This is a genomic window from Paenibacillus sp. S33, assembly GCF_053615415.1.
The window spans coordinates 1,605,914-1,629,158 of sequence record NZ_JBSIEZ010000001.1 but is presented as its reverse complement, the minus strand read 5'-3'; the positions used below and the strand labels follow the sequence as shown (position 1 = coordinate 1,629,158).

Here is a 23,245-nt window from a genome sequence, read left to right as displayed (position 1 = left end):
CCGGTTCTCTCTCCACTATATTCACCTGAAATGTGCCCGAGGTCAATCCCCTTATCGCAATTGTATATAATCCTTCACATGACTATACAACTCCCTTGACATAACGGTATAAAAATAAGGACACTAACGCACCCAGCGTCAGCATCCCTATAAACTTACTTCACTTAAATTGTCCGTATCAAGCCTAACAGCTTCATTATGATCCGGTTGCGACACCCATCAATGTACACAAGCTTTTCATTTCAAGCTGCTCAAACTTGTCTACAATTTGCACGTGATCCAGCGTCAGCAGACAGCTATCCAAAGCACATGCTACAGGTACACCACAGTGAATTTCAGCAAGCTTGCGTGAAAGATGCAGCATATCCAAATCACTCTCGATTTTTTTACGGACCGAGGGTGTTAATTGATCCAAATTCTCTAGAATGCCTTCAATAGAGTCGTATTCCTGCACCAGCTTGAGTGCCGTTTTCTCACCAATACCTCGTACTCCTGGATAATTATCGCTTGCATCCCCCATCAGGCCTTTAAGGTCCACCACCTGGCGTGGTTTAAGCCCTTTTTCAGTCAGCAGGGTTTCCGGGGTGTATACCATATAATTGCCGTGCCCTTTTTTCATAATAATGACCCGTGTCCGATCATCCACTAATTGAAGTAAATCATGATCTCCCGAGAGAATCATTACATCCATGTCCTCATTTTGCGAATAATGGCGTGCAAGCGTACCGATACAATCATCGGCTTCAAAACCTTCCGCTCCAATGTTGGGAATGCCGAGGCTGTCCGTCACTTCCCGAATCAATGTAAATTGGGGAATCAAATCATCTGGTGCGTCGGCTCGGTTTCCCTTATACGCAGCAAAATGTTCCCCACGAAATGTCGTTCCGCCCATATCCCAGCAGCAAATGACGTGTGTAGGATTAAATGTTTGGACTGCATCCCAAAAATATCGAATAAAACCATATATGGCGTTCGTTGGCACTCCAGCTTTTGTACGACGGATATAACCGTTTGCGGCGGTTGCATAATAAGCGCGAAATAGCAGGGCCATGCCGTCAACCAGCATTACGGATTGTTCATTGCGTTGTGTCACAGATTGTATTGCTCCCATTCATCATAATATTTAACCCCCACAGTATAACATATCGTGGGGGTAAATTGGGCGTTATTGAGCTCCCCATGTGCCTTCAAATGTTTCCTCTTTGAATCCTACCGTTACTTTGTTCCCGTCGGTTACAATCGGGCGTTTGATTAATCTTCCATTCGAGGATAAAAGCGAAATTTGCTCTTCACGGCTCATGTCTCCAAGCTTATCTTTCAGCTTTAACTCTTTGTATACCTCACCGCTTGTATTAAAAAACTTTTTCAGCTCCAGCCCGCTTTTGCGAATCAAGTCTTCCAATTCCTCCGGGCCGGGCGGTTGTTCAAAAATAGGAATAAGTTCCGTCTCATGTCCCTTGTTTTGCAGCCATTTCACTGCATTACGACAGGTACTGCATTTAGAATACTGATATACTTTCAGTTGGCTCATCGCTAGATTAACCTCCATTTGGTTTTCATCGCTTATTTATATTTTATTCTGGATGATATTGCGCTCTTAATAGCTCCTGCATTTCAGCCATATCGTTAGGTAGAGGAGCATAGAACGTCAGCCGCTCCCCGGTTACAGGATGCTCCAAGGATAGCTCTGAGGCATGCAGAGCCTGTCGAGGCATCTTGGCATCAAGCTGATCATATCGCTCACGTTGCGCAGCGTCATCGGGTGTAATCCGATACATTTTATCTCCGATCAACGGACAACCGATATAAGTCATATGCACTCGAATTTGGTGCGTACGCCCGGATTCCAACTTTAGCCCAATGCGACTTCCCCCGTTCCACACTTCCTCCAGCTTATACAGCGTAAGGGCAGGATAACCATCCGGGGTCACCATACGTAAATGCGGATCATCCGGGTTGCGGTCAATCGGTCCGTCTACCTTTCCTTCCTGCAGCTCAGGCCGTCCATGCACCAGAGCTGTATAGCGCTTATCCACCGTTCCCGCAATCATTTGCTCAGAAATATGCTGGTGTACATACGGATTTTTGGCTACTACCAGCACACCCGTCGTCTCCTGATCAAGACGATGGACAGGACGAAACCGGAACAACTCTCCCTTGGCCTGCCAATAATGCACAACCCCATTAGCCAGTGTTCCTGTGTAATGACCGTGAGTCGGATGGACAATCATGCCCGCCGCCTTGTTCACCACTAACAGATGTTCATCCTCAAACAATATCTCAAAAGGAATGGGTTCAGGTAAAATATCATCAGAACGCTCACGCTCCATACGAATTTCTACTCGATCCCCGGACTTCACCTTTACGCTGATGTACACACGTGTCCCGTTCAGCATAATACCTTGCTCGGTCAGCTTGAGTTTGGATATTAACTTTCGAGAAATGTTCATACGTTTTTGTAAAATAGTCTTCAACAGCATGCCCTCCTCCTCAGGAGAGATCGTATATACGATAGGTTCATAATACAAGCTCATCACAAATTCCCGGTTGCCTCCTTATTTGCGGAACACTTTTTTGCTGCGCACATATTCGACATCGGGCACACCCTGACGGACATTCGCTGTACGAGCGACGGCAAAGAAATAATCAGAAAGGCGGTTCAAATACCGACGTACCGCCGGATTAATGTCCGTATGTTTACCTAGTGTAACAGCACGGCGTTCCGCGCGTCGGCAAACTGTACGGCAAACATGAAGCGTTGAGGATAATGTGCTACCACCCGGTATAATAAAACGCTCCACCTTCGGATTTTCCTCCTGACATGCATCAATCCAGCCTTCCAGACGCTCTGCCAGCTCGTCTTTCACCTTATATTTGCTTTCACTAATTTTAACAAACGCCAAATCCGAACCACAATCAAACAGCTCCTGCTGTATTTCTTCCAATTGAGTCCGAATATCCGTAAACTCTTCCCCTTCGGCAAAGCTGATCGCTTGTCCTACAAAGCTGTTCAGCTCGTCAATTGTACCGTATGCCTCCACACGATCATCATCTTTGGACACTCGACCGCCGATCACAGAAGTTTGTCCTTCATCACCTGTTCTAGTATATATGCCCATTTCATTCCATCCCCTTTATCATTCCGTAAGTGCTTTCAGCACCTTGATGGCTTCTTCCTTATTGCTTGTACGAGGCGGCACGGTAGCAAATAATGTTTTGGAGTTATATTTTAGCTCCTTAAACATCTTCATCTGCTCCACCGGAATTCCGAACAAATGAGTTTCCTTGCTTACATCTGATCCTTCTTCCTCCTGCCCCTTCTTCTTAAATACGCCGCCCTCGAACACGCCCCGAGCGTACGTCTTCTTGTCAAAAGCATCATCTAACGGCAGATTCGAGCCATTCTGTCCATACAGCTTCATGTCCTCTTCCGGCAAAAGAAACAGATCATGCTCCCCGGCCGCATATTCTACAACCAGCTTCTGCTGGTTATACAGCGGACTGACTGAAATCTCAATAGTCGGAGCCTGTTCGCCTAGCTTATCCTTAAGTTTTTGTGCCAGCTCTTCACGGATGACTGAAGCATCCCCTTTATCCATAATAAAAATGGAGAAGCTGTTCTTGTCCCGTCCCCCACATCCAGCCAATAATACAAGTGCAAGCATTCCGATGATCCATGGCGATAGCCTTTTTAGCCCTGCTCTCATATGTACGCCCCCTCTTCCATGCCATTAATATATCATAAGTTGTGAACGCAAAAAAAGAAGGCCCGACGGCCTTCTTCTTACATTTGGCTGACTTCATACGGTTAAACCTTGCATTCCGTACCATACAGCTTCATATATTCATTGATTTTCAAATCGAGCTTGCAACTGATCTGGATAACAAGATCAGAGGTGAAGGACTGCTCTTCCTGAAACGTCCGCATCATCTCATTGCGCAGGAACAAAATTTCATCTTCTAGGGAAATGTCGTATCCTATTGAACTAGATGAATTATATCCAACATATGACATGAGCATTCCTCCTACAATTGAAAAATTGAACTTCCTGCTTCCGATTTCAAATTATAGCATAGAAATTTAGAAATAAAAGACTATTTTTTATAAATTACCCATAAAAAAATAATTTTAACCTTCTTTTCTTACTTTTTCTACAAAATGACCAATCCGATCCAGTGCCTCCGTCAGCTGAGCAACAGAAGTTGCGTATGAGCAACGAAGATAGCCTTCGCCTCCCAAACCGAACACATTACCCGGTACAGCCGCAACTTTAGCCTCTGCCAAAAGACGCTGTGCAAATTCATCTGAGCTGAGTCCCGTGCTTTGAATACTAGGGAAAACGTAAAAAGCCCCTCTTGGCTCATGGCACTCCAGGCCGATTTCCCGGAACCCTTCAACCATCAGACGGCGACGCTGATTATAGGCTTCTACCATACGATCTTTCTCACCCAAACCATTCCGCAAGCCTTCCAGTGCCGCAACTTGACCCATAGAAGGCGCACACATTACGGTGTACTGATGGATTTTGAGCATAGCGGCAATCAGATCTGGATGCCCGCATGTATATCCAATACGCCAGCCTGTCATGGCGAAGGCTTTGGAAAAACCACTGACGAGAATCGTACGATCCATCATACCAGGCATAGCGGCAAAACTGACATGCTTCTCTCCATAATTCAATTCAGCATAAATTTCATCAGAAATGACGATCAAATCATGCTTTTCCACGACTTCGGCAATCGGAAGCCAATCTTCATAAGTCATCGTAGCTCCAGTTGGATTGCTCGGATAGCATAAAATAAGCACCTTGGATTTAGGTGTAATTTTTGCCTCCAACGCCTCAGCTGTCAGCTTGAATTCATCCTTAGCAAATGTTTCAATACCTACTGGAATTCCGCCTCCAATCGAAGTGATTGGAGAATATGAAATGTAGCACGGCTCGGGCACGAGAATTTCGTCGCCAGGTACAATTAACGCACGCAAAGCAAGATCAATCGCCTCGCTTCCCCCGACGGTTACGATAATCTCATTTTTGGGATCATAACGGACTTCAAATTGCTCATTCAGATAATCACTAATCGCTTCACGCAGTTCTGGCGTTCCCGCATTAGACGTGTAGCTGGTAAAACCTCGCTCCAATGAATAGACACAGGCTTCCCGCATATGCCAAGGGGTTGTAAAATCCGGTTCGCCTACACCAAGGGTAATAATATCCTTGTTGCCACCCACCAAGTCAAAAAACTTACGAATACCCGAAGATGGGATTTCGCGCACCAATGGGGACAAATAGGAACTCATGGCTTTGTTGCTGTCGGTAAATGCTTCTGTTTTGAGATTCATCATGATCTTCCTTTACGGCGAAATCATCAGACGATTATCTTCCTGATGGTCCTCAAAGATAATTCCGTCCTGCTTGTATTTTTTAAGCGTAAAATTAGTCTTGGTAGACAAGACCGAATCAATAGGCGACAGTTTTTCCGACACAAAATTAGCAACCTCACGGAGATTGCGGCCTTCAACCTCTACCAGCAAATCGTATGCTCCGGACATGAGATAGACCGATTTAACTTGCGGATACAAATAAATCCGTTCTGCAATCCCTTCAAAGCCTCTTCCACGCTCAGGTGTAATCTGTACTTCGATCAAAGCGGTAACCTTTTCGTCGTCGACTTTGTCCCAATTGACTACAGCGGCGTATTTGACGATCACATGTTGGTCTTCGAGTTCTTTAATTGAGGTGCGAACATCCTGCTCGTCAACCCCCAGCATAGTAGCTAATAGAGTCGGTGTTCTTCTTGCATCTTCTTTTAACAATTCCAGCACTTTTAATTTCAATTCATTCAGTTCTGTCATTCTACATAAGGCCTCCATCGAAAGAGATTACTATACATCATACAATACGCACTTTAAACCTGCAAAGAAAAACCGTCCACTCCGGTAAACCCGGCAGATGGACGGCTGTTATGGGAATCTGCTTCAAAAACAGAAAATCCCGTTTACATATAATAAGGGTTGTTTTGATGAGTAGACTGGCCTTGCTGGTGCATAGATTGGCCATATACTCCCGCAGATGCCGACTTTTGCTGAATGAACTGTTGGCATTCTTGTTGGGTCTTGCGAGCTTCTTGAATCTGTTTGTCCAAATCGATGCGCAGTGCTTTAGTCGGAGTGGCATACATATTGTTTTGGCTCATCAGATGATACAAATCACCTTGCAGACGCAATGTATCATTCGTAAGGTCGGTGAACATCTGACGCACAGACGGACAATTGGATTCTGTCGTCGCCGTTGTGTACTCGCGCACCGTACGTTTCATATCAGCAAGAATGGTATAGAGCAAATCTTCTTCGGGCATAAATGACATATTGTTTTGTGAATACATTCTGTCAAACCTCCTTTATTGTAAATCCAAATTACTGCTGCGGTTGCATTGGGGCAAGCTGCTGATGCTGTTGAAGAGCATTAGAAAGCAGATTCAAGTGGTGCTCATGTGTTCTTGCCAGTTGCAAACAGGCTTGTTGGATGGCTGGGTGCTGAATAGAAGCCGCTGTCGCCGCACTTTGTTTGAGTAGTAGTTCTTCATTGGAAATGGAGTCCACGATGTACTCCAGCTCTTTGCCTGACAAGGGTTGCATGTTCGTAGATTGCATAATCTCTGTGCCTCCTTGAATGTTTTGTTGCACGCTGGTTATCTTGTCCGTTTGGCGAAATACTATGTACACCTAAGAAATACTACATATTACCTTATGAGGAGTGCTATTTATATGGAATTGATAAGCGGGAATACGTATTGGCCCAGTACCTTGGAGAAAATGTTGGATTTCCCGCCTTTGGCAGAGGATTTAAATTGTGATGTATTGATCATCGGTGGCGGCATGGGTGGATCCATCTGCTCCCGACTGTTGGGAGAACGACAGGTAGACGCCGTGGTTATTGACAAACGCAAGCTAGTACATGGAAGTTCTTCGGCCAATAACGGACTGCTGCAATATAGCAATGATAAGACGTTAACTTCCTTCATCAATACGTTTGGTGAAACGAACGGTGTACTGTTTTACCGTATGTGTAAAGATGCTCTGGATCAGTTGGAAAAACTGTCTACCACGCTGGAAATTGATCCGTCTTTTTCACGCCGAAGTAGCCTGTACTATGCAAGTACATTGGAGGATGTACAGACACTTCAGGAAGAGTACAAACAGCTAACCAGGTTTGGATTTCCCGTCGAATACTGGGATGATCAACAGATTGCTGCCCGATTTCCTTTCCGAAAACCAGCAGCTTTATACACACGCGAAGATGCCGAGGTTAATCCATTTTTGTTTGCCCAAGGACTGCTGCGATCCGCCAGCCGTCTTGGTGTTCGCTTATACGAGCATACAGAAGCTGAGCATTTTGAGTTCAACGATAATGAGGTCGTTTGTCATACCAGCGGTGGGATTATCCGAGCAAAAAAAGTTATTTTTGCAACAGGTTATGAAACACAAGAGATTAAAACAGACCGCGGAGCCGTTCTAGAAAGCTCATATGCTATCGCCACCAATCCAATCGGAGATACACCCTTGTGGCATGAACAGTGTCTCATCTGGGAAACTGCTCGTCCTTATCTATATATGCGCTCCACACCGGAAGGACGCATCATTATTGGCGGTTTGGACGAACCTGTACTGGATTCCAATCAACGTGAAGTCAGGCTCCTGCACCAACAGCAAAAGCTGCTACAAACGTTACAGGAATTTTTTCCGGGTATACCATTTCAGATCGACTTTGCATGGGCTGCTGTATTCGGCTCCTCTCATGACGGCTTGCCGTATATTGGTCCACATCCGCGTTTTCCCAACTGCTACTTTTTGGAAGGTTACGGGGGAAATGGAGCAGTCACGAGTATGATGGCCGCACAACTTTTGGCTGATGAACTGACGGGCACACATCGACCTGAAATGGAGCTTTATTCTCTGACCCGTGCTACCAAGCCCTCGCCCGAAACAACGGAACCGATGGTTTAACATATGGAATACAAAAAGAACCTCCTTCCCCTATAAGTGGGTGTGGAGGTCTTTTTTAATGTATTTTAAACTATTCGGTTTGCTTGTGCCAGCGTTGCGCGTGGGAATGAGACTTGCTCTGCTTTGTCTTTTGTTCCATTTTCAGCACACTTCGCATAAAAAACCATCCGAGCACTGGCATCAATGCCAGTCCAATCAACAACCAGATCATCGCCGTGGGAGCCTTGCTGATACTTAGGACACCCAAGAAAATGAGTGTTCCGGTCAATCGGCCTACCATTAAGCATAGTTCGCGTAGTACAACCAGTTCCACTCTCTGATTGGCATCTCCTTTACTCGTACCCATTAAATCAAAGCTGGCAGAAATCATGGGAATTAAATACAAGGGCATAAATAAAGCGGTGCCGATCCCCATAATCAGTAGTGTACTATACTCCATACGCCACAATAACGGTAAAAGCGCGATCACCAACAATACGGCACCCAACAGCATACCCGCCGAACGATAGTGTGGCTTGAGCCATTTTCCGACAGCCCAAAAGCTGAAGAATGAAACCGCCGATGTAATAAGTGAAAACTGCGCCAGCTTCCATTCCTGTTGAGTAGCTACATACACGAGCAGCGTAATCAGGAAGGCAAATACCCCTTCACGGATGCCCTGGGCAACAAGCGATAACGACAACGGACGCCACATACTCCCTTTTTGTGACAAACGCTGCTTAGGTTCCTTCCAATTGTAATTTCCTGTCGGCTTACGCTTGCGAAGAAAGAAACTAAGCACCACTCCTACGACATAAAAAGCCAAGGAAATACTGAATATCACGCGGTAACCTGCGTCATCCTCCATACGGGCAATAATCCATCCGGACAGCCAAGGTCCCACTATACCGGAAAACGAGCCTAGCAGACCCACCCATCCGTTAAAATGATCACGACTTGCCTGATCCGTGACTTCGAAAAAAATCACATTAAACGCCAGCCAGAATAAACCTAATGCTGCACCCAGCAGCATCCCGAGCGGCCATATGTAGTTCACAGCCTGCGGTCCCGTATATAACACGATCAGATAAAATAGGCCGGATAATGCGGTCCCCACGCGCAGGGCATTCATTTTGTTATGTTCCTTGACCCACTTTCCAGCCACCCAGACCATAATTCCCAGTGCAATTTGTTGACTGACATTAAACCAGCCGATCATCGCGTAATCCTGCCTGCTTTTCCACAAATACACGTTAAGAAATGTGCCTGACAATGCTGCTGCAAACACAAACAATCCATTCAAGCTTAATAGCAGAATGGATTGTCCGTTCAGGTTTGATTTCAATGCAGTTCCCCCTAACCGAAAAATCACCAATCAGCTTATTTCAAGCCAGCTTGTTCAAAGATTTCTTCGATTTAAGATGCCCGTATTGAGCTTGGGCCTATCCGGGGGATTGCTATTTAATTGTTGGAAATACCGCTGAGCTTCTCCAGCATCCGCAGTCGGTCATTCTCTGATAGTGTCTGCTGGACATGGAAGCAGCTAGGACACACATAAACATTCAAGACGAACGGCAAATCCAGAACAGGCTTACCAAGCGCTGGGGACATCGACGGTTCAAAACCTTCTCTGGTTACGGTTTGCAAACCTGCATGCAGCATGTACTCCCCACATTGAGAACATTCAAGAACCTCATCTTGTCTGTCGAGTATTTGTTCAGCACCTTGTTCATAAGCCATCAGATCCGCACCGCTTTCTTCGAATTTTTGCAAAGTATGCAGCACAGGCAACTTATGAAGCTCATTATCCTGCAACAACGGTGCATCAACCGGTTTTTCAACTACGATTTCATCCTCTGCCTCATATAAAATATCCTGCTCCTCATCATCACCGAGCTGAATACTCAATGTCCGATAACCCTTTAGGTCTTCTTTTCCATGAGAGTGGGGCGCCGGGGTGACAGAAGCCACATGATCATATTTCGTCTCTTCATGTCCATGCTCACCAGCATGTCTATGAACAGGTGGAGAAACAGACTCATCTTCATCATCGGTGATGTCAGAGTACCCTTTCAGATCATTATGGCAATAAGGACACTCTTCCTCAGGTCCTAATTCTTCATCCCAAATAATTTCCATGTTACACCATGGACAAATAGTCATTTCCAAGCTTTATCATCCTTCCGTTCCAAGCGTATACCAAGCTCTAGTATACAAGATGTGTCAAGTTACACTGGCACCGATCACATAAGATAAAGATATGGAAATAATCATGGAGAACAAGCCGACAGCACGATTATCCTCTTTAATCTGTTGATCGATAGAAAATACCGGTGTTAGAAACTCAAAAAGAAAGTACGCCGCAAGTAGCAGTAAAAAGCCAACGAACGACCAAATCATCGTATCATACACACTAGATTTGGCTTCCATCGCAAAGCGGAGCACGTTGCAAATACCGAACATTTTCCCTCCCGTAGCCATGGCTACCGAAACATTGCCGCGCTTGATCTCTTCCCAGCATTTATAGCGGGTTACCAGCTCAAAACACGACAAAAATACAATTAGCTCCAGCACCGCCACCGAGAAATAACCCAGCATCATCCCCAACGGATGTGACAGCAATTCATCAATCGCCATCTTCACTTCGTCCCTCCCGTTCTACCAAGCGTTCCCGGGCAAAGCCGGCAACCCATAGCTATTCCAATTCAGCAACTGTTACGCCTGTGCCGCCTTCATTGTAATTACCGATACGGTAGCTTTTCACATGTTTATGCTTGCGGAGGTACTCCTGAATACCGGTTCTCAGGACACCCGTACCTTTGCCATGAATAATGTGTACCTGTCCCAGATTGGCCAGAAACGCTTCATCCATGAAACGGTCCACTTCCATCAAGGCTTCCTCCACATTCGCCCCCCGAAGATCAAGTTCACTTCGTACGTTATCATCCCGTGTCCGCTTAACGCCAGTCACTGGTTTTTGAACTCTTGGAGTCGTTGTTTGGGCAGGTTGCAGTAGTTCCAGATCATCCAGACTGACTTTCATCTTCATGATCCCCAGTTGAACCACAGCTTCCTTGGTACCGGACAGTTCAACCACGTGGCCTTTTTTATTCAGACTGTGGACGGATACTTCATCGCCAGCCATGATAGAACGAGTACGCGTAGCGGCCGGGCGTTTGACGGTACTTTTCTTGCGTTGCTTCGGTTCAGCCTCATCCAATTCTCTGCGAGCTGCAATCAGCTTATGCTCCTTAACCGAGGCCCCTTCTTCCTGAGCCAATTTACGCAAATCAGTAATGATTTTCTCTGCTTCACTACGAGCCTTATCCACGAGAACTCTTGCTTCGTCCTCAGCTTTTTCCAGCATACGGTCCCGTTGGGACTCCAGCTTATCCAACTCCGTCTGATGACGGCTACGCAATGCTTCCATTTCCTTACGCAGCTGCTCCGCTTTTTCCCGTTCTTGCTCAGCTGTTAAACGGTTCTGCTCCAGTGACGCGATCATGTGCTCGACACGCTGGTCTTCTTCCGTTACCTCACCACGGGCATAGTCTAAAATACGCCCTGGCAATCCCAATCGCTCGGCAATGGCAAATGCATTACTTCGTCCGGGAACACCGACCAGAAGGCGGTAAGTCGGGCTTAATGTAGCGACATCAAACTCCATGCTTGCATTAATAATTCCTTTACGTTCATAGGCATACGCCTTCAATTCACTATAGTGAGTCGTGGCAACCATACGGCAACCCATGGCATGTATATGCTCCAAAATGGATACAGCTAGAGCCGAACCTTCCGCGGGGTCCGTTCCTGCCCCCACTTCGTCAAGCAATACAAGACTTTTGGGCGTCATATTTTTCAGGATGCTAATGATATTGGTCATGTGACTGGAAAATGTACTCAAGTTTTGCTCAATGCTCTGCTCGTCACCAATATCGGCATAGATTGCATCAAATACACACAGCTGGCTTTCATCCTCAACAGGTACAAACAGTCCAGACATCGCCATCAAACTAAGTAGGCCGATGGTTTTCAGGGTAACGGTTTTCCCCCCTGTGTTCGGTCCGGTAACGATAATGGAGGTGTATGAATTGCCCAGCTCCACATCAATGGGAACAACCTGCTCCAACGGAATTAGAGGATGTCTGCCCTTTTTCAGCTTCAAATATCCGCGGTCATTCATTAAAGGCAAGGTTGCCTTCATTTCACGGGCGAGACGCGCTTTTGCAAAAATAAAATCAAGATTACCCAATATGTCCACATCATACAGCAACATATCTGCTTGTTCTGCGACAAGTGCGGTCAGCTTTTGTAAAATGACTTCAATTTCACGCTCTTCTCTCAGCCTTGTTTCCCTCAGCTTATTGTTCATGGCTACAATGGATTCAGGCTCGATAAACAATGTTGCGCCAGACCCGGATTGATCATGAACAATTCCGCCAAAATAAGAACGGTATTCGGCCTTAACTGGGATCACAAACCGATCTCCACGAATCGTTATCAACTGATCTTGAAGCATTTTGGATACAGTTGAGGAACGAATCATGGAATCCAGCTTTTCACGAATACGCACTTCTCCCGAGCGCAGCTCCCGACGGATTTGAGAAAGCTCTGTGCTGGCAGAATCCAGCACCTCTGCATTTTCGTCAATACAGCCTTTAATGGAGTTTTCTAAACCTCTCTGCTCCGAAAGTTGCTCGCTCCAATACAGCAATGTTTCGACAGGATTTTCCTCATGCAAACTTGCCACGTATACCTGTATACGGCGTGCGGCCTGAACTGTTGTCCGAATGCCAAGCAACTCCTGCGGGCTTAACGTTCCGCCAATACGGGCACGCTTCACTGCCGGAGTGATATCCACTACTCCGTTAAATGAAGGCACTCCTTTGAGTCGATCAGCAGCATAGGCCTCATCCGTACCTTTCAGCATTTTCTTGATATGCTCCAAATCATCGCTGGGCTGTAGTTGAAGGGCTGTCTGTTGTCCCGTTGCCGTTTGAGCATAGTGACTTAGTTTATTTAGAATTTTTTGATATTCAAGGGTTTTAAAAATTTTAGAGTCCAACTTCACTACTCCTTTCACATATATCTATATTATACCGAAAGCAGCAAACTTACGCTATTTGCCAACTCTCTTTTACACATAAGAAAGCTCTTCATGCCACACACTAACCTTTGTCTAACCCTGTAAATTCAAAAAACAAAGGAGGTTATTCCGTGAGCATTCTCGGGCACATTGTACGTTTCATCGTTGCCGCTCTGGTGCTGATGGTCGTAAGCTGGATCGTTCCCGGATTTAGTGTAGGCGGCTTTTGGAGCGCGCTGATTCTTGCCATTGTCATTGCCTTGGTTGGTTACATTATCGAGGCAGTGTTCGGCCGACGCGTTTCTCCATTTGGACGCGGTATCGTAGGTTTTCTTGTGAGCGCTCTGGTGATCTGGATCGCTCAATATGTGGTGACCAATGTCAGTGTTTCCGTTCTGGGCGCATTGCTCGCTGCGTTGGTTATCGGGATTATCGACCTGTTTATTCCGGTATCGACACCGTTTGAAGCCGGTCGCAAAGACGGGAAATAACTTCAATAGAACTCCCGACAAAGCTGTCCCGAAGCAGATTTCGTCTGCCAAAGGACAGCTTTGTGTCATATAACCTCTGAGTGGATACAAAAGCAAACAATCCCCGGCGATGAGCAGCCGGGGATTGCCTTACATTTTTAATCCGTATCTACTGATCCTGTTCGATTAGTTCAATCCATTCATTGTACTCCGTTTGAAGCTTAGTGTATTCTTCCTGTAATTGACGTAATTCTGTAGAAATCTTCTCCGTATTTTCCCGATCTACGTCCTGTTGTACTTGTAACAGACGAAGCTGATGCGCCGCCATTTCATATTTTTGACCCACTTCGTCCAATTCAGACTGCAAGGCCATTCGTTCCTGCTCTATGGACTGCTGTTCAGCTTTCGCTGTTTTGGCAGCTTCAACCGCCAAACGAGTCTCCTCCTGAAGCTGTTCCTTTTGTTCAACGGTTACCGCTATTTCCCGTTCCCAAGATGCAAATTCTTCCTTACGGGCAGCATCTTCAGCTTCCAGACGTTCCGCTTCTGCCTTCAACTGATCGTATTTAAGTTGCCACTCTAAAGATTCTTCCTCAGCACGTTCCAGTTTACTCCGCCGTTCGTGATCTTCCTGTTGAAGCTGCTTAATATTCTGCTCCAGCTGTCCAGCTCGGCTCTTCATGCTTCCATATTGCTCCTGAAGCGATTGATACGCCTTAGCTCCCTCTTGCTCTCGGACTTTGGCTTTCTCAAGCTCATCCTGAACGCGAATCAGCTCAGGTGAAAGCTCCTTGATTCTCGCTTCAAGTTGAACTAGCCGTTGCTGTTGTGAAGCAAATTTATCATTAATAGCTTCGAGCTCAGCCTCTGCGTGCTGTAATTGCTCCTGTATCGCTTCCTTCTGTTCACGTGCTTCCAGCAGGGAGAGCTCCAGCTCATCAACTGCCAACTGGCGTTCTTCTGCAAGTTTCTTCCATGACTTCTCGCTTTCAGCTAGCGTAGCCAGCTCACTTTGCAGTTTGCGAGAAGATACGTGAGCTTGCTCCAGCAGCTTCTGCATCCGCCGCTGTTCTTCCTCCAGCTTAGCCGTCTGCTGCTGCGTAGCCTTGGCTTCAGCTTCTAATTGATCATATCGGCTTTGCAGTTCTTCACGCGCAAGCGTATCTGCCTGCTCTCGCTCTATCGCAGCCTGACGCTGTGTTTCCAGCACAGACTCCAGCTCGGACTGTTGTTGCTTCAGTACTCTTGCTTGTTCTTGAGCCTCTCCCAGACGAGAAGCAAGCTCTGTACTGCCTGCTTGTACTTGTTCTAATTGTTCCTGAAGCTCCTCAACCCGAATCTCCTGCTCCAGTGCAGCTTCATCAGCTCGCTTCTGAGCTTCCTGATGCTGGAGCTTTTCTTCATTCAACGCCAATTCAGCCTGTTTACGTTCCTGCTCCAGCTGCTCATTCAGCCCTGAGCACTTGGTCTGCCATTCGCTTACCTTCTTACTATGCTCTTGCTGCAAAGCAGATCGCAGCTTGTCCAGTTCTGTACGCTTTTGCTCCTGATGAGTCTTCTCTGCAGCTGACAGCTTGGCTTCAGCCTGTTTAGTCGCTTCAGCTACTTCCTTCTTCATCTGCTCTTCTATTTGTCGGATACGGGCATTAGCCTCCTCCTCCTGCTCTTTCAGCTTGCGAGAAGCTTCTTGACGAGACTCCTCCAATTCACGTTTAGCTTGTTTTTGTCCATTTTCAAGTTCAGTCGCTTTTTTCTCCTGCTGTTCTAGCTTTGCCTTCAATTGGGCAATCTCTTTGGCTGATACAGATTCGGTTTCCATCAGCTTCTTCTGCGTTGCTTCCTTTTCTTCCTTTAGTTGAATAAAAGATTGATGCAGATCTGTATTTTTTTGCTGCTGTTCTCCTAGTGCTGTCTGGAGTTGCGCCAGATCTCCCCGGAGTTCTGCTCGTTCCGCTGCTAAGCGGTTCATATGACTCTGAATTTCCTGGATTTGTACAGCTTCTTCTGCCATATGAACCGCAGCCAGCACGGCAATTCGGGGCATATCCAGACGCGAATGAGCTTGAGAAATGCTGTGCATACGCTCATCCACGTAATTGGCAACCTGCTTCATATAATCGGTATTGCTGCCGACGAGTTTATAAGAAGTACCGTAGATCTCTACAGTGACGCGAGTACGATCTGGTGTAGTCACAATTATGCCCTCCTTCAATACTACTGTATGTTGATTCTAAGGTGTGTCCGGTACTATGGTAACCCGCCTTCCGTGAAGCGTTCAACCTTATTAGTCCGGCTTCCCCGCAGCGGGTAAATATCAGAGTAAGAGAGCTTCTATGATGATAGGCCAAAAAGCCGTATCGAACCTCTGTCACTAAGATTCGATACGGCTTCCCGCATTTCCTGCTACTTTCTCAATTCCGCTCCAAAAGTTTGTTCCAGAGACGTAACGACAGGAGTATGCGCCGCATTGATCTCTTCATCCGTCAACGTATGTTCCCAATGACGATAGGTCAGAGAGATAGCTACGCTCTTCTTATCTTCACCAAGCTTACTGCCTGTAAATACATCAAACACTCGTGCATCCTGCAACAGCTCTCCGCCTGCAGCGTGAATAACACGAAGCAGTTCACCTGCCTCAACGTCTTTATTTACCACGAGGGCAATGTCACGTTCCACGGATGGGAAGCGAGCCAGCTCTCTGAACTGAATATGAGAGTTGGCGTGTTCAACGACCTGTTGCAACGCAATTTCCGCTACATACGTATCATTCAGCCCATAAGATTGTTGAAGCTCCGGATGAATCTGCCCAATGGTACCGATCCGTTGAGAGTTTCCATTCACATCCAGCCATACCGAAGCGGAACGGCCCGGATGGTAGCTTTGTGGTTGGTCAGCCACATAACGAATGCTGGCACTCAATCCGAAATAGTCAAACACCGTTTCAAGCGCGCCTTTAATATCAAAGAAATCAACCTTTTCAGCACCAATATTCCATTGTTTTTCACGGCGTACCCCAGTCAGCAGTAGACTAAGCACTTGAATTTCCTGCGGCTGACGGGTTAATGTTTGTTCCTCTGTATAAAATACTGTTCCCATCTCAAAAATCGCCAGATTGTCTTGCTTGCGATTCATGTTGTACACCGCTGTATCTAGCATCTGTGGAATGATACTCGTACGCAAAACACTACGGTCTTCGCTCATAGGCATAGCCAAACGTACCGGATGGCTACCTTCTGTCAGGGCATTAAATAACCCTGTACTTTGCGGATGTACAAAAGAGTAGCTGATCGTCTCCTGCCAACCACCATGAGCCAGCAATCTGCGCAGGGAGCGGCGCAATGATTGCGATGCTGTCAAAGCTCCCGGAGTTGTAGGACCTTCAATCGGCGTGGTCGGGATATTGTCGTAACCATACAGACGAGCTACCTCTTCGATTAAGTCCACGTCAATGGTAATATCTCCACGGCGTGTAGGAACTTGAACTTCCAGCACACCTTGCTCTGCGTCGCCACATCCGAAATGAAGTCTACCGAAAATCGTTTTCACCTCAAGCAGCGACAGTTCGGTTCCCAAATATCGGTTTATTTTATCTAGCGACAGCTTGATAATGCGGTTTTCAGCTTTTGCAGACGCTGATTCTACGATGCCCTGGTGTACAGTGCCTCCCGCATAACGCTGAATCAGCGCAGCTGCACGATTCACAGCAGGCACAACAGCGCCTGGATCAACCTCTTTTTCAAAACGCAGACTTGCTTCTGAACGCAGTCCAAGTTGACGGGATGTTTTGCGAACTGTACCGCCGTCAAACTTGGCAGATTCCAGCGCAATGCTGACCGTCGCATCCGTAACCTCTGAATTGGCTCCACCCATCACGCCTGCCAATGCAATGGGTTTCACACCGTCTGTAATCAGCAGCATATGCGGCTCCAACTTACGCTCCTGATCGTCAAGTGTAATCAATGTTTCACCTGCACGAGCGAGTCGAACTTCAATATTTCCATTTTCCAGCTTATCCGCATCAAAAGCATGCAACGGCTGACCGTATTCCAGCATAACGTAGTTCGTAATATCTACGATGTTGTTAATCGGACGAACACCTGCCGCCATCAGACGGTTTTGAATCCATAACGGGGAAGCCCCCACTTTTACACCTGTGATATAACGGGCTGCATAGTGCGTACACAGTTCAGGAGTATCTACCTTCACGGACAGATGATCTGCCGCTGCATCGCTTATTTCCACCAGATCCTTAGCCGGGTCAGCCAGCGAAATGTCACGTCCCAGAATCGCACTCACTTCATAAGCGGCTCCATGCATGCTCAGGCAATCCGAACGGTTAGGTGTCAGATCAAAATCCAGCACCTGATCATCCAGCGCCAGCAGCTTCGTAATTGGCGTACCAATTTCAGCATCCTCAGGCAGCAGCAAAATACCTTCTTGCAATTCCTTTGGAAGCAGCTTGTCATTCATGCCCAGTTCTTTGGCCGAGCAGATCATGCCCATGGATACAACACCACGTAGCTTGGCCTTTTTAATGTGGAAATCTCCCGGCAACTTTGCACCTACAACTGCAACAGGAACCTTTTGACCTGCATCCACGTTTTTAGCACCACACACGATTTGCAGATCTTCCTCTTGACCTGCATCGACAATACATACATTCAGCTTATCAGCATCTGGATGCTTTTCCTTGCTTTTAACATAGCCGACAACGACACCAGTAATTCCTTGATTGCGCTGCTCGACCTCATCAATTTCTATGCCCGAACGGGTGATTTTCTCTGCTAGATCCTCCGCGCTTACCTGATCCAGCGATACATAATCGGACAGCCACTCGAATGATACTTTCATATGGGTTCACTTCCCTTGATATAGTTGTTTATTGACGCGCAAACTGTTTCAGGAACGACAGGTCACTGTTATAAAAATGACGAATATCGTCGATACCGTATTTCAATATAGCAATCCGCTCTACACCCATACCGAATGCAAAGCCGCTGTACACCTCGGGATCAAAACCGCCCATCTCCAACACTTTCGGATGGACCATGCCACAGCCTAAAATTTCAATCCATACACGCTCGCCATTTTTCTTCACAAAAGTCACGTCTACTTCAGCGCTCGGCTCTGTGAACGGAAAGAAGCTTGGGCGCAAACGGATTTCGGTCGATTCTCCGAACATTTCGCGTGCAAATTGAAGTAAGGTTCCTTTCAAATCACTCATACGAATGTCTTTTCCAATGACAAGCCCTTCAATTTGGTGGAATTGAAAAGAATGCGTTGCATCGTCATCATCACGTCGGAAAACCGTACCCGGACAGATAACCTTAATAGGCGTTTCGCCCTTCATCGCTTCCATTGCACGAATCTGAACCGGTGACGTATGGGTACGCATCAACAGATCCTCGGTCAGGTAAAATGAATCCTGCATATCCCGTGCTGGGTGATTTTTAGGCAGGTTCAATGCTTCGAAGTTATAATAATCCGTCTCTGCCTGTGGACCTTCAGCCACTCGATAGCCCATACCTGTAAAAATATCCTCGATTTGCTCAATCACTTTGTTGAGCGGGTGCAGTCCACCTTGCGGCAACGCGCGTCCAGGCAGCGTAACGTCGATCTTTTCCGCTTGCAAACGCTCATTTGTTTCTGCTTTCGTGAACTCGTCCTGCTTACGGTTAACGACTTCTTCAATCGCCTCGCGCACCTCATTGGCTACCTGTCCAACAACTGGACGCTCTTCCGCGCTCAGCTTGCCCATACCGCGCAAGATTTCAGTCAATGCGCCCTTTTTCCCCGAATATTTGACCCGTAAATCAGCCAGCTCCTTGGGTGTCGCCACCTTCTCCAATACTTTCAGTGCTTCTTCCTTCAAGGCCAGCAAATGTTCCTTCATTTGGATGGTTTCGCTCATCGCCTGTTCAGTCCCCTTTCTTCATTTCCAGCTTTTCAGACAACAAAAAAAGGTCTTTTCTCCCGGTAAGGGACGAAAAGACCGTGGTACCACCCTCGTTAGACAATAAGCTCAGCTCACCCAGCATTCTGCCTTATGGCAACTAGTTACAGGTGATTTTCATGCTATGCATCATCGTCTCGCTCTACACGTTGTAACGGTCGTGAACCGGTATCCCCTACTTGCACATTCGCCATTCACATGGCGTCTGAGGTTCAAGGAACTGCTCCGGAGCGAACTTCAACAGCCCAGTATTTGCAGAAACGCTCTCAATCCTACGGCGCTTCCTCCCTGTTCAATCGGACACTGTCTACTCTTCTCCATCAAGACATTTTCAAAAATTCGAACTATTGTTCATTATTATATGCAAACTACCGCGCTTTGGCAAGCAGGGCATACGTTTCATTTCTTTAGATATCGAGATCATCCAACCGCTCCAGATTTGCACGAATGCGCCTGATTTCGCTCAACAACTTCTCGTTTTCGTCATTCGTGCCCGTCATTCCCATTAACTCTGTAAGACGCAATTGTAATCGAAGCCGTTCCTCACGCCGCTCCTGGTCTTCTGGCTCCCGTTGACGGCTCCGCTCATCTTCTTGCTTTTCGTCAGCTGTCCCCTCATAGATTTCATATCCGCCCCCCGGCTTCATATCCAGTAACCGAGTTGCCGTGCACCTCACCAGCTCCCGATCATGTGAGACGAGCACCAGTGCTCCATCATAGTTGCGCAAAGAATCCTCTACAATTTCACGGGTTTCAATGTCAAAATAATTCGTGGGTTCATCCAGCACCAGCAGATTGGCTCCACTAAAGTACAGACGCAGAAAAGCTACCCTGCATTTTTCTCCCATACTGAGTGTCCCGATCCTTTTAAATACGTCCTCTTTCGCAAAAAGGAAGCAGCCCAACACCGTTCTCGCTTCTGTTTGAGTCATCGTCGGGAGTGCAAGCAGACTGTCCAGCAACGTTTGATCCTCTGGAAGCTGCTCTAGCTCCTGTGAAAAATATCCGATGTTCAACTGTGGGTTGGTTGTGATTTTTCCTGTCTGCGGCTCCAGTTGACCAGTTAATAACCGAAGCAGCGTGGTTTTACCAATTCCATTGGGCCCCCGAACAGCCAGACGGTCTCCACGTGCAACGATCAGATTTAGATTTTTCACAATGATACGGTCGTCGTAGCTAAAGTCAACCTGCTCAGCACGCAGCAAATATTTTGCCTGAAACCCGCTGTCACTTAATTTCATGTGCAAAGACGCAGCCTCACGCGGTTGCTCTACTCTATTGGCTTCCAGTCGCTCCAGTTCCTTCTCCTTCGCATGGTAACGGGAAATATTTTTTTTAGCCTTGGCCTTATAAAAGCTCTGCGTAACGGCCATCTCAACCTTGGATGCGCCACGATGCGCCTGATGAAACCATTCCCTGTAATTTCGAATCGTTTCCTCCAGCGCCTGTTTCGCCAGCTCCTGCTTCCGATAGTTGGCTTCCTGCTCTCGCAGTTCTCGCTCCTTTTGCGCTTTATATTCCTTATAGCCGCCTTTATAGCGCCCAATACCTGTCGATGTGAGCTCTACTATACTCGTAGCCACCCGATCCAAAAAGGCTCTGTCATGCGATACAAACAGCAGTGTTCCTGGATACGTGGACAGCCACTGCTCCAGCCAAAGCAAGCTTTCGGCATCCAAATGGTTGGTCGGCTCATCCAGCACCAGCAGCTTCGGCTGCCTGACCATGAGTCCTGCTAATCGCACTCTCGTCTTCTGTCCGCCACTCAGGTCACCATAAGCAATGGACCACGTCTGGACAGGCATTCCCATTCGAGTGAGCGCCTTTTCCACCTCAGACTCCCAGGCAAAGCCTTGCAGGCGTTCGTATTCATCCATCAGCTCGCCGTAACGCTCCAGATGATTCTCCATATCCTTCCCAGCATTGGCTAGGTCAGCTTCCAGCTGTCCCAACGCTTGCTTGAGAAGCCAATGCCGAGGGCTGGCCTGCTGTGCGGCTTCCAGTGCGGTTCGAGACCAATCCACCGTATCCTGCTGCTTCAGCCAGCCCCGCTCTTCCAGTGGCAAATCATGCTCTACTTGACCAGAGGTTGGCGCTTCATCTCCCAGCAATATTCGCAATAGCGTCGTCTTACCTGCTCCATTTCTTCCAAACAGTGCGAGCCGTTCTCCTTCCATCACATCCAACGACACATTCTCAAATAAAGATGTCCCGTTCCAATCCTTTACTACATTGCGAATACGTAAAATCGTTCTCATACCGCTCATCCTTTCCCAGTCCGGTTTTTTGACCCCGGAAGCAATAAAAAAAGCCGCAGAAGGCTGCGGCTTGCATACAAGGAATATAGAATGACTGTTATGAATCGTCTCAGAACATACGCTTATGAAAAATAATACCGTAAACGAATAAGCCAAATCCCGTTCCGGAATATACGCATACGTCCCTATATTCATTTTCAGACACACTTCTCCCGTTGCAGCTTACAGCCGCCTGCCAGTAACTGTGCAGTTAAGTGGGAAAATCAGTGTGCTTACTTCATCGGACGTATGGTTACCTTCCTTTTCATGGGATACTTACTTGCAGTCAGTATAGCAGATCACAATGCATTTGCAAATAACCCGCGTTATTTTCCAAATACCAAAGTTGTATTGGACGAACCTGCATATTTCGTTACAAACTCTTTAGTATATTCAGGAGTCTGAACCTGATAGCTATAGTTTTTGCTTGGATTCCAGCTGGTTACACGCGATTTTTGGTTGTTGATGGCGGGAAAACTCCCCACATCTTTAAACTCGCCATTGGCTTTATCATCAAGAATACCGCCCTTTTCACTACCTTTTCCAAAGTAGTTGTACTCAGAATAGATTCTTGCATTCGTAGCAATGGTGTAAGCAAGCTGGAAATTATTAATATAATTATTTTTAACATGAAAATACCCATATCTCATAAGTCCTGGTCCACGTACAAGTAAGTTTTCAAAGTAATTATTGGCGATCGTGATATGGGGCATGCCATCATAATTTTTATTGCCATCATCAGGGTATCCCAAAATGAGACCATATTTATGATTAGCAAATTTGGAGTTACTAATGGTTACATAATCAGCCGATTGACCTATGTACAAAAGTTTGTCCAGATCCGAGCCATTCGCATTATAACTGTGACCTGCAAATGTAACATGATCAATCCAATAATTTGTACCTGCAGTGAGATAAAGTTGGATGTCATCGTTACCGTTAATGTTGGCACTGTGCTCAAAAGTTAAATTTTGAAAGATCACATTTCCCGAATTATTGGTTGTTTTCAAATGAATGTTAACCAGCTTGTGTTGCGCGTAAGAACCAATGAGTGATTTGTTGGAACCAATGTTAACCACGGTTTTAGAGGAGGCAGAGATATTTTTTTCGATCACCAGAATTTTAGGAGTGGAATCCCCTAACTGGTTTTTCAAATCGTTTAGATTATTGATATAAATGACCTGACCGCCTTTCCCCCCCGTTGTGGCAGGCTTTGCAGCTCCATTTTCACTTTTAGCCTGTCCGGCAAAACCAGTCATTCCATTCGTCGACGTATTTGGAAAATCAGCAGCGGCGAACGTAGAACTTGCTGAAAAAGTAAACAGCATCAAAGTTAATGCTAAAAACAGAAAAGAAATTTTCCTCATTGCAGCTACACCATCCTTTTTTAAGTTAAATCCCGACAATCCGACTATACTTATTTTTTAGTAATTGGTAAATAGTTCTTTTTATCTG

General features: G+C 46.5%; 21 protein-coding genes. 2 read left to right on the top strand and 19 right to left on the bottom strand.

What is annotated here, in order from left to right; all coding sequences use genetic code 11:
- Window positions 1-196: 196 nt before the first annotated feature.
- From ACWGXJ_RS07665 to ACWGXJ_RS07620, 10 genes are all read right to left on the bottom strand, one after another.
- Entirely contained in the window at window positions 197-1,093 is an 897-nt protein-coding gene (locus ACWGXJ_RS07665) for a 5'-3' exonuclease (RefSeq protein WP_080710677.1), read from the bottom strand.
- A 72-nt stretch (window positions 1,094-1,165) separates the two neighbouring features.
- Window positions 1,166-1,531 (bottom strand): arsenate reductase family protein, encoded by a 366-nt coding sequence (locus tag ACWGXJ_RS07660; protein ID WP_069291482.1) that lies wholly within the window; start codon window positions 1,529-1,531, stop codon window positions 1,166-1,168.
- Window positions 1,532-1,574: 43 nt separating this feature from the next.
- Entirely contained in the window at window positions 1,575-2,534 is a 960-nt protein-coding gene (locus ACWGXJ_RS07655) for an RluA family pseudouridine synthase (RefSeq protein ID WP_322174013.1), read from the bottom strand.
- Window positions 2,535-2,555: 21 nt separating this feature from the next.
- Window positions 2,556-3,119 (bottom strand): cob(I)yrinic acid a,c-diamide adenosyltransferase, encoded by a 564-nt coding sequence (locus tag ACWGXJ_RS07650; protein ID WP_061829140.1) that lies wholly within the window; start codon window positions 3,117-3,119, stop codon window positions 2,556-2,558.
- An 18-nt stretch (window positions 3,120-3,137) separates the two neighbouring features.
- Window positions 3,138-3,707: a hypothetical protein gene (locus ACWGXJ_RS07645; protein ID WP_322173819.1), complete on the bottom strand. Its 570-nt coding sequence runs from the start codon at window positions 3,705-3,707 to the stop codon at window positions 3,138-3,140.
- 101 nt (window positions 3,708-3,808) lie between these two features.
- On the bottom strand, window positions 3,809-4,015 hold the full coding sequence (locus ACWGXJ_RS07640; RefSeq protein WP_061829138.1) for an aspartyl-phosphate phosphatase Spo0E family protein: 207 nt from the start codon (window positions 4,013-4,015) through the stop codon (window positions 3,809-3,811).
- A gap of 114 nt (window positions 4,016-4,129) precedes the next feature.
- Entirely contained in the window at window positions 4,130-5,341 is a 1,212-nt protein-coding gene (locus ACWGXJ_RS07635) for an aminotransferase class I/II-fold pyridoxal phosphate-dependent enzyme (protein ID WP_061829137.1), read from the bottom strand.
- Between the two features lie 12 nt (window positions 5,342-5,353).
- Complete coding sequence (locus ACWGXJ_RS07630) at window positions 5,354-5,854, bottom strand: Lrp/AsnC family transcriptional regulator (RefSeq protein WP_013370105.1); 501 nt, start codon at window positions 5,852-5,854, stop codon at window positions 5,354-5,356.
- A 143-nt stretch (window positions 5,855-5,997) separates the two neighbouring features.
- The gene (locus ACWGXJ_RS07625) at window positions 5,998-6,384 is read right to left on the bottom strand and encodes a spore coat protein (protein WP_029516490.1); all 387 of its coding nucleotides are present in this window, start codon (window positions 6,382-6,384) and stop codon (window positions 5,998-6,000) included.
- 31 nt (window positions 6,385-6,415) lie between these two features.
- The gene (locus ACWGXJ_RS07620; protein WP_061829136.1) at window positions 6,416-6,652 is read right to left on the bottom strand and encodes a hypothetical protein; all 237 of its coding nucleotides are present in this window, start codon (window positions 6,650-6,652) and stop codon (window positions 6,416-6,418) included.
- Window positions 6,653-6,766: 114 nt separating this feature from the next.
- Here ACWGXJ_RS07620 and ACWGXJ_RS07615 point away from each other — a divergent pair, with 114 nt between their 5' ends.
- On the top strand, window positions 6,767-8,005 hold the full coding sequence (locus ACWGXJ_RS07615; RefSeq protein WP_452566500.1) for an NAD(P)/FAD-dependent oxidoreductase: 1,239 nt from the start codon (window positions 6,767-6,769) through the stop codon (window positions 8,003-8,005).
- A 70-nt stretch (window positions 8,006-8,075) separates the two neighbouring features.
- Here ACWGXJ_RS07615 and ACWGXJ_RS07610 read toward each other — a convergent pair whose 3' ends face one another.
- The 4 genes from ACWGXJ_RS07610 to ACWGXJ_RS07595 form a co-directional block, all read right to left on the bottom strand.
- A complete protein-coding gene (locus ACWGXJ_RS07610; RefSeq protein WP_061829135.1) occupies window positions 8,076-9,329 on the bottom strand; it encodes an MFS transporter in 1,254 nt (417 codons plus the stop codon).
- A 116-nt stretch (window positions 9,330-9,445) separates the two neighbouring features.
- Window positions 9,446-10,153: a hypothetical protein gene (locus ACWGXJ_RS07605; RefSeq protein WP_322173825.1), complete on the bottom strand. Its 708-nt coding sequence runs from the start codon at window positions 10,151-10,153 to the stop codon at window positions 9,446-9,448.
- A 54-nt stretch (window positions 10,154-10,207) separates the two neighbouring features.
- Complete coding sequence (locus tag ACWGXJ_RS07600) at window positions 10,208-10,621, bottom strand: DUF350 domain-containing protein (RefSeq protein WP_013309402.1); 414 nt, start codon at window positions 10,619-10,621, stop codon at window positions 10,208-10,210.
- A 58-nt stretch (window positions 10,622-10,679) separates the two neighbouring features.
- Window positions 10,680-13,049: an endonuclease MutS2 gene (locus ACWGXJ_RS07595; protein WP_254327701.1), complete on the bottom strand. Its 2,370-nt coding sequence runs from the start codon at window positions 13,047-13,049 to the stop codon at window positions 10,680-10,682.
- Between the two features lie 152 nt (window positions 13,050-13,201).
- Here ACWGXJ_RS07595 and ACWGXJ_RS07590 point away from each other — a divergent pair, with 152 nt between their 5' ends.
- Window positions 13,202-13,561 carry a phage holin family protein gene (locus ACWGXJ_RS07590; protein ID WP_023987773.1) on the top strand — a complete coding sequence of 120 codons (360 nt, stop codon included), beginning with the start codon at window positions 13,202-13,204 and terminating at the stop codon, window positions 13,559-13,561.
- A gap of 148 nt (window positions 13,562-13,709) precedes the next feature.
- On the opposite strand, the gene zapA is transcribed toward ACWGXJ_RS07590, so the two are convergent.
- The 5 genes from zapA to ACWGXJ_RS07565 all read right to left on the bottom strand — a co-directional run bounded on the left by zapA (window position 13,710) and on the right by ACWGXJ_RS07565 (window position 23,118).
- Entirely contained in the window at window positions 13,710-15,734 is a 2,025-nt protein-coding gene (gene zapA, locus ACWGXJ_RS07585; protein ID WP_452566499.1) for a cell division protein ZapA, read from the bottom strand.
- 209 nt (window positions 15,735-15,943) lie between these two features.
- The gene (pheT, locus tag ACWGXJ_RS07580) at window positions 15,944-18,391 is read right to left on the bottom strand and encodes a phenylalanine--tRNA ligase subunit beta (RefSeq protein ID WP_452566498.1); all 2,448 of its coding nucleotides are present in this window, start codon (window positions 18,389-18,391) and stop codon (window positions 15,944-15,946) included.
- Between the two features lie 28 nt (window positions 18,392-18,419).
- Window positions 18,420-19,451 carry a phenylalanine--tRNA ligase subunit alpha gene (gene pheS / locus ACWGXJ_RS07575; protein ID WP_323873428.1) on the bottom strand — a complete coding sequence of 344 codons (1,032 nt, stop codon included), beginning with the start codon at window positions 19,449-19,451 and terminating at the stop codon, window positions 18,420-18,422.
- Window positions 19,452-19,900: 449 nt separating this feature from the next.
- Window positions 19,901-21,751 carry a ribosomal protection-like ABC-F family protein gene (abc-f, locus tag ACWGXJ_RS07570; protein ID WP_452567879.1) on the bottom strand — a complete coding sequence of 617 codons (1,851 nt, stop codon included), beginning with the start codon at window positions 21,749-21,751 and terminating at the stop codon, window positions 19,901-19,903.
- Window positions 21,752-22,116: 365 nt separating this feature from the next.
- On the bottom strand, window positions 22,117-23,118 hold the full coding sequence (locus ACWGXJ_RS07565) for a polysaccharide lyase family 1 protein (RefSeq protein WP_231109407.1): 1,002 nt from the start codon (window positions 23,116-23,118) through the stop codon (window positions 22,117-22,119).
- Window positions 23,119-23,245 lie beyond the last annotated feature (127 nt).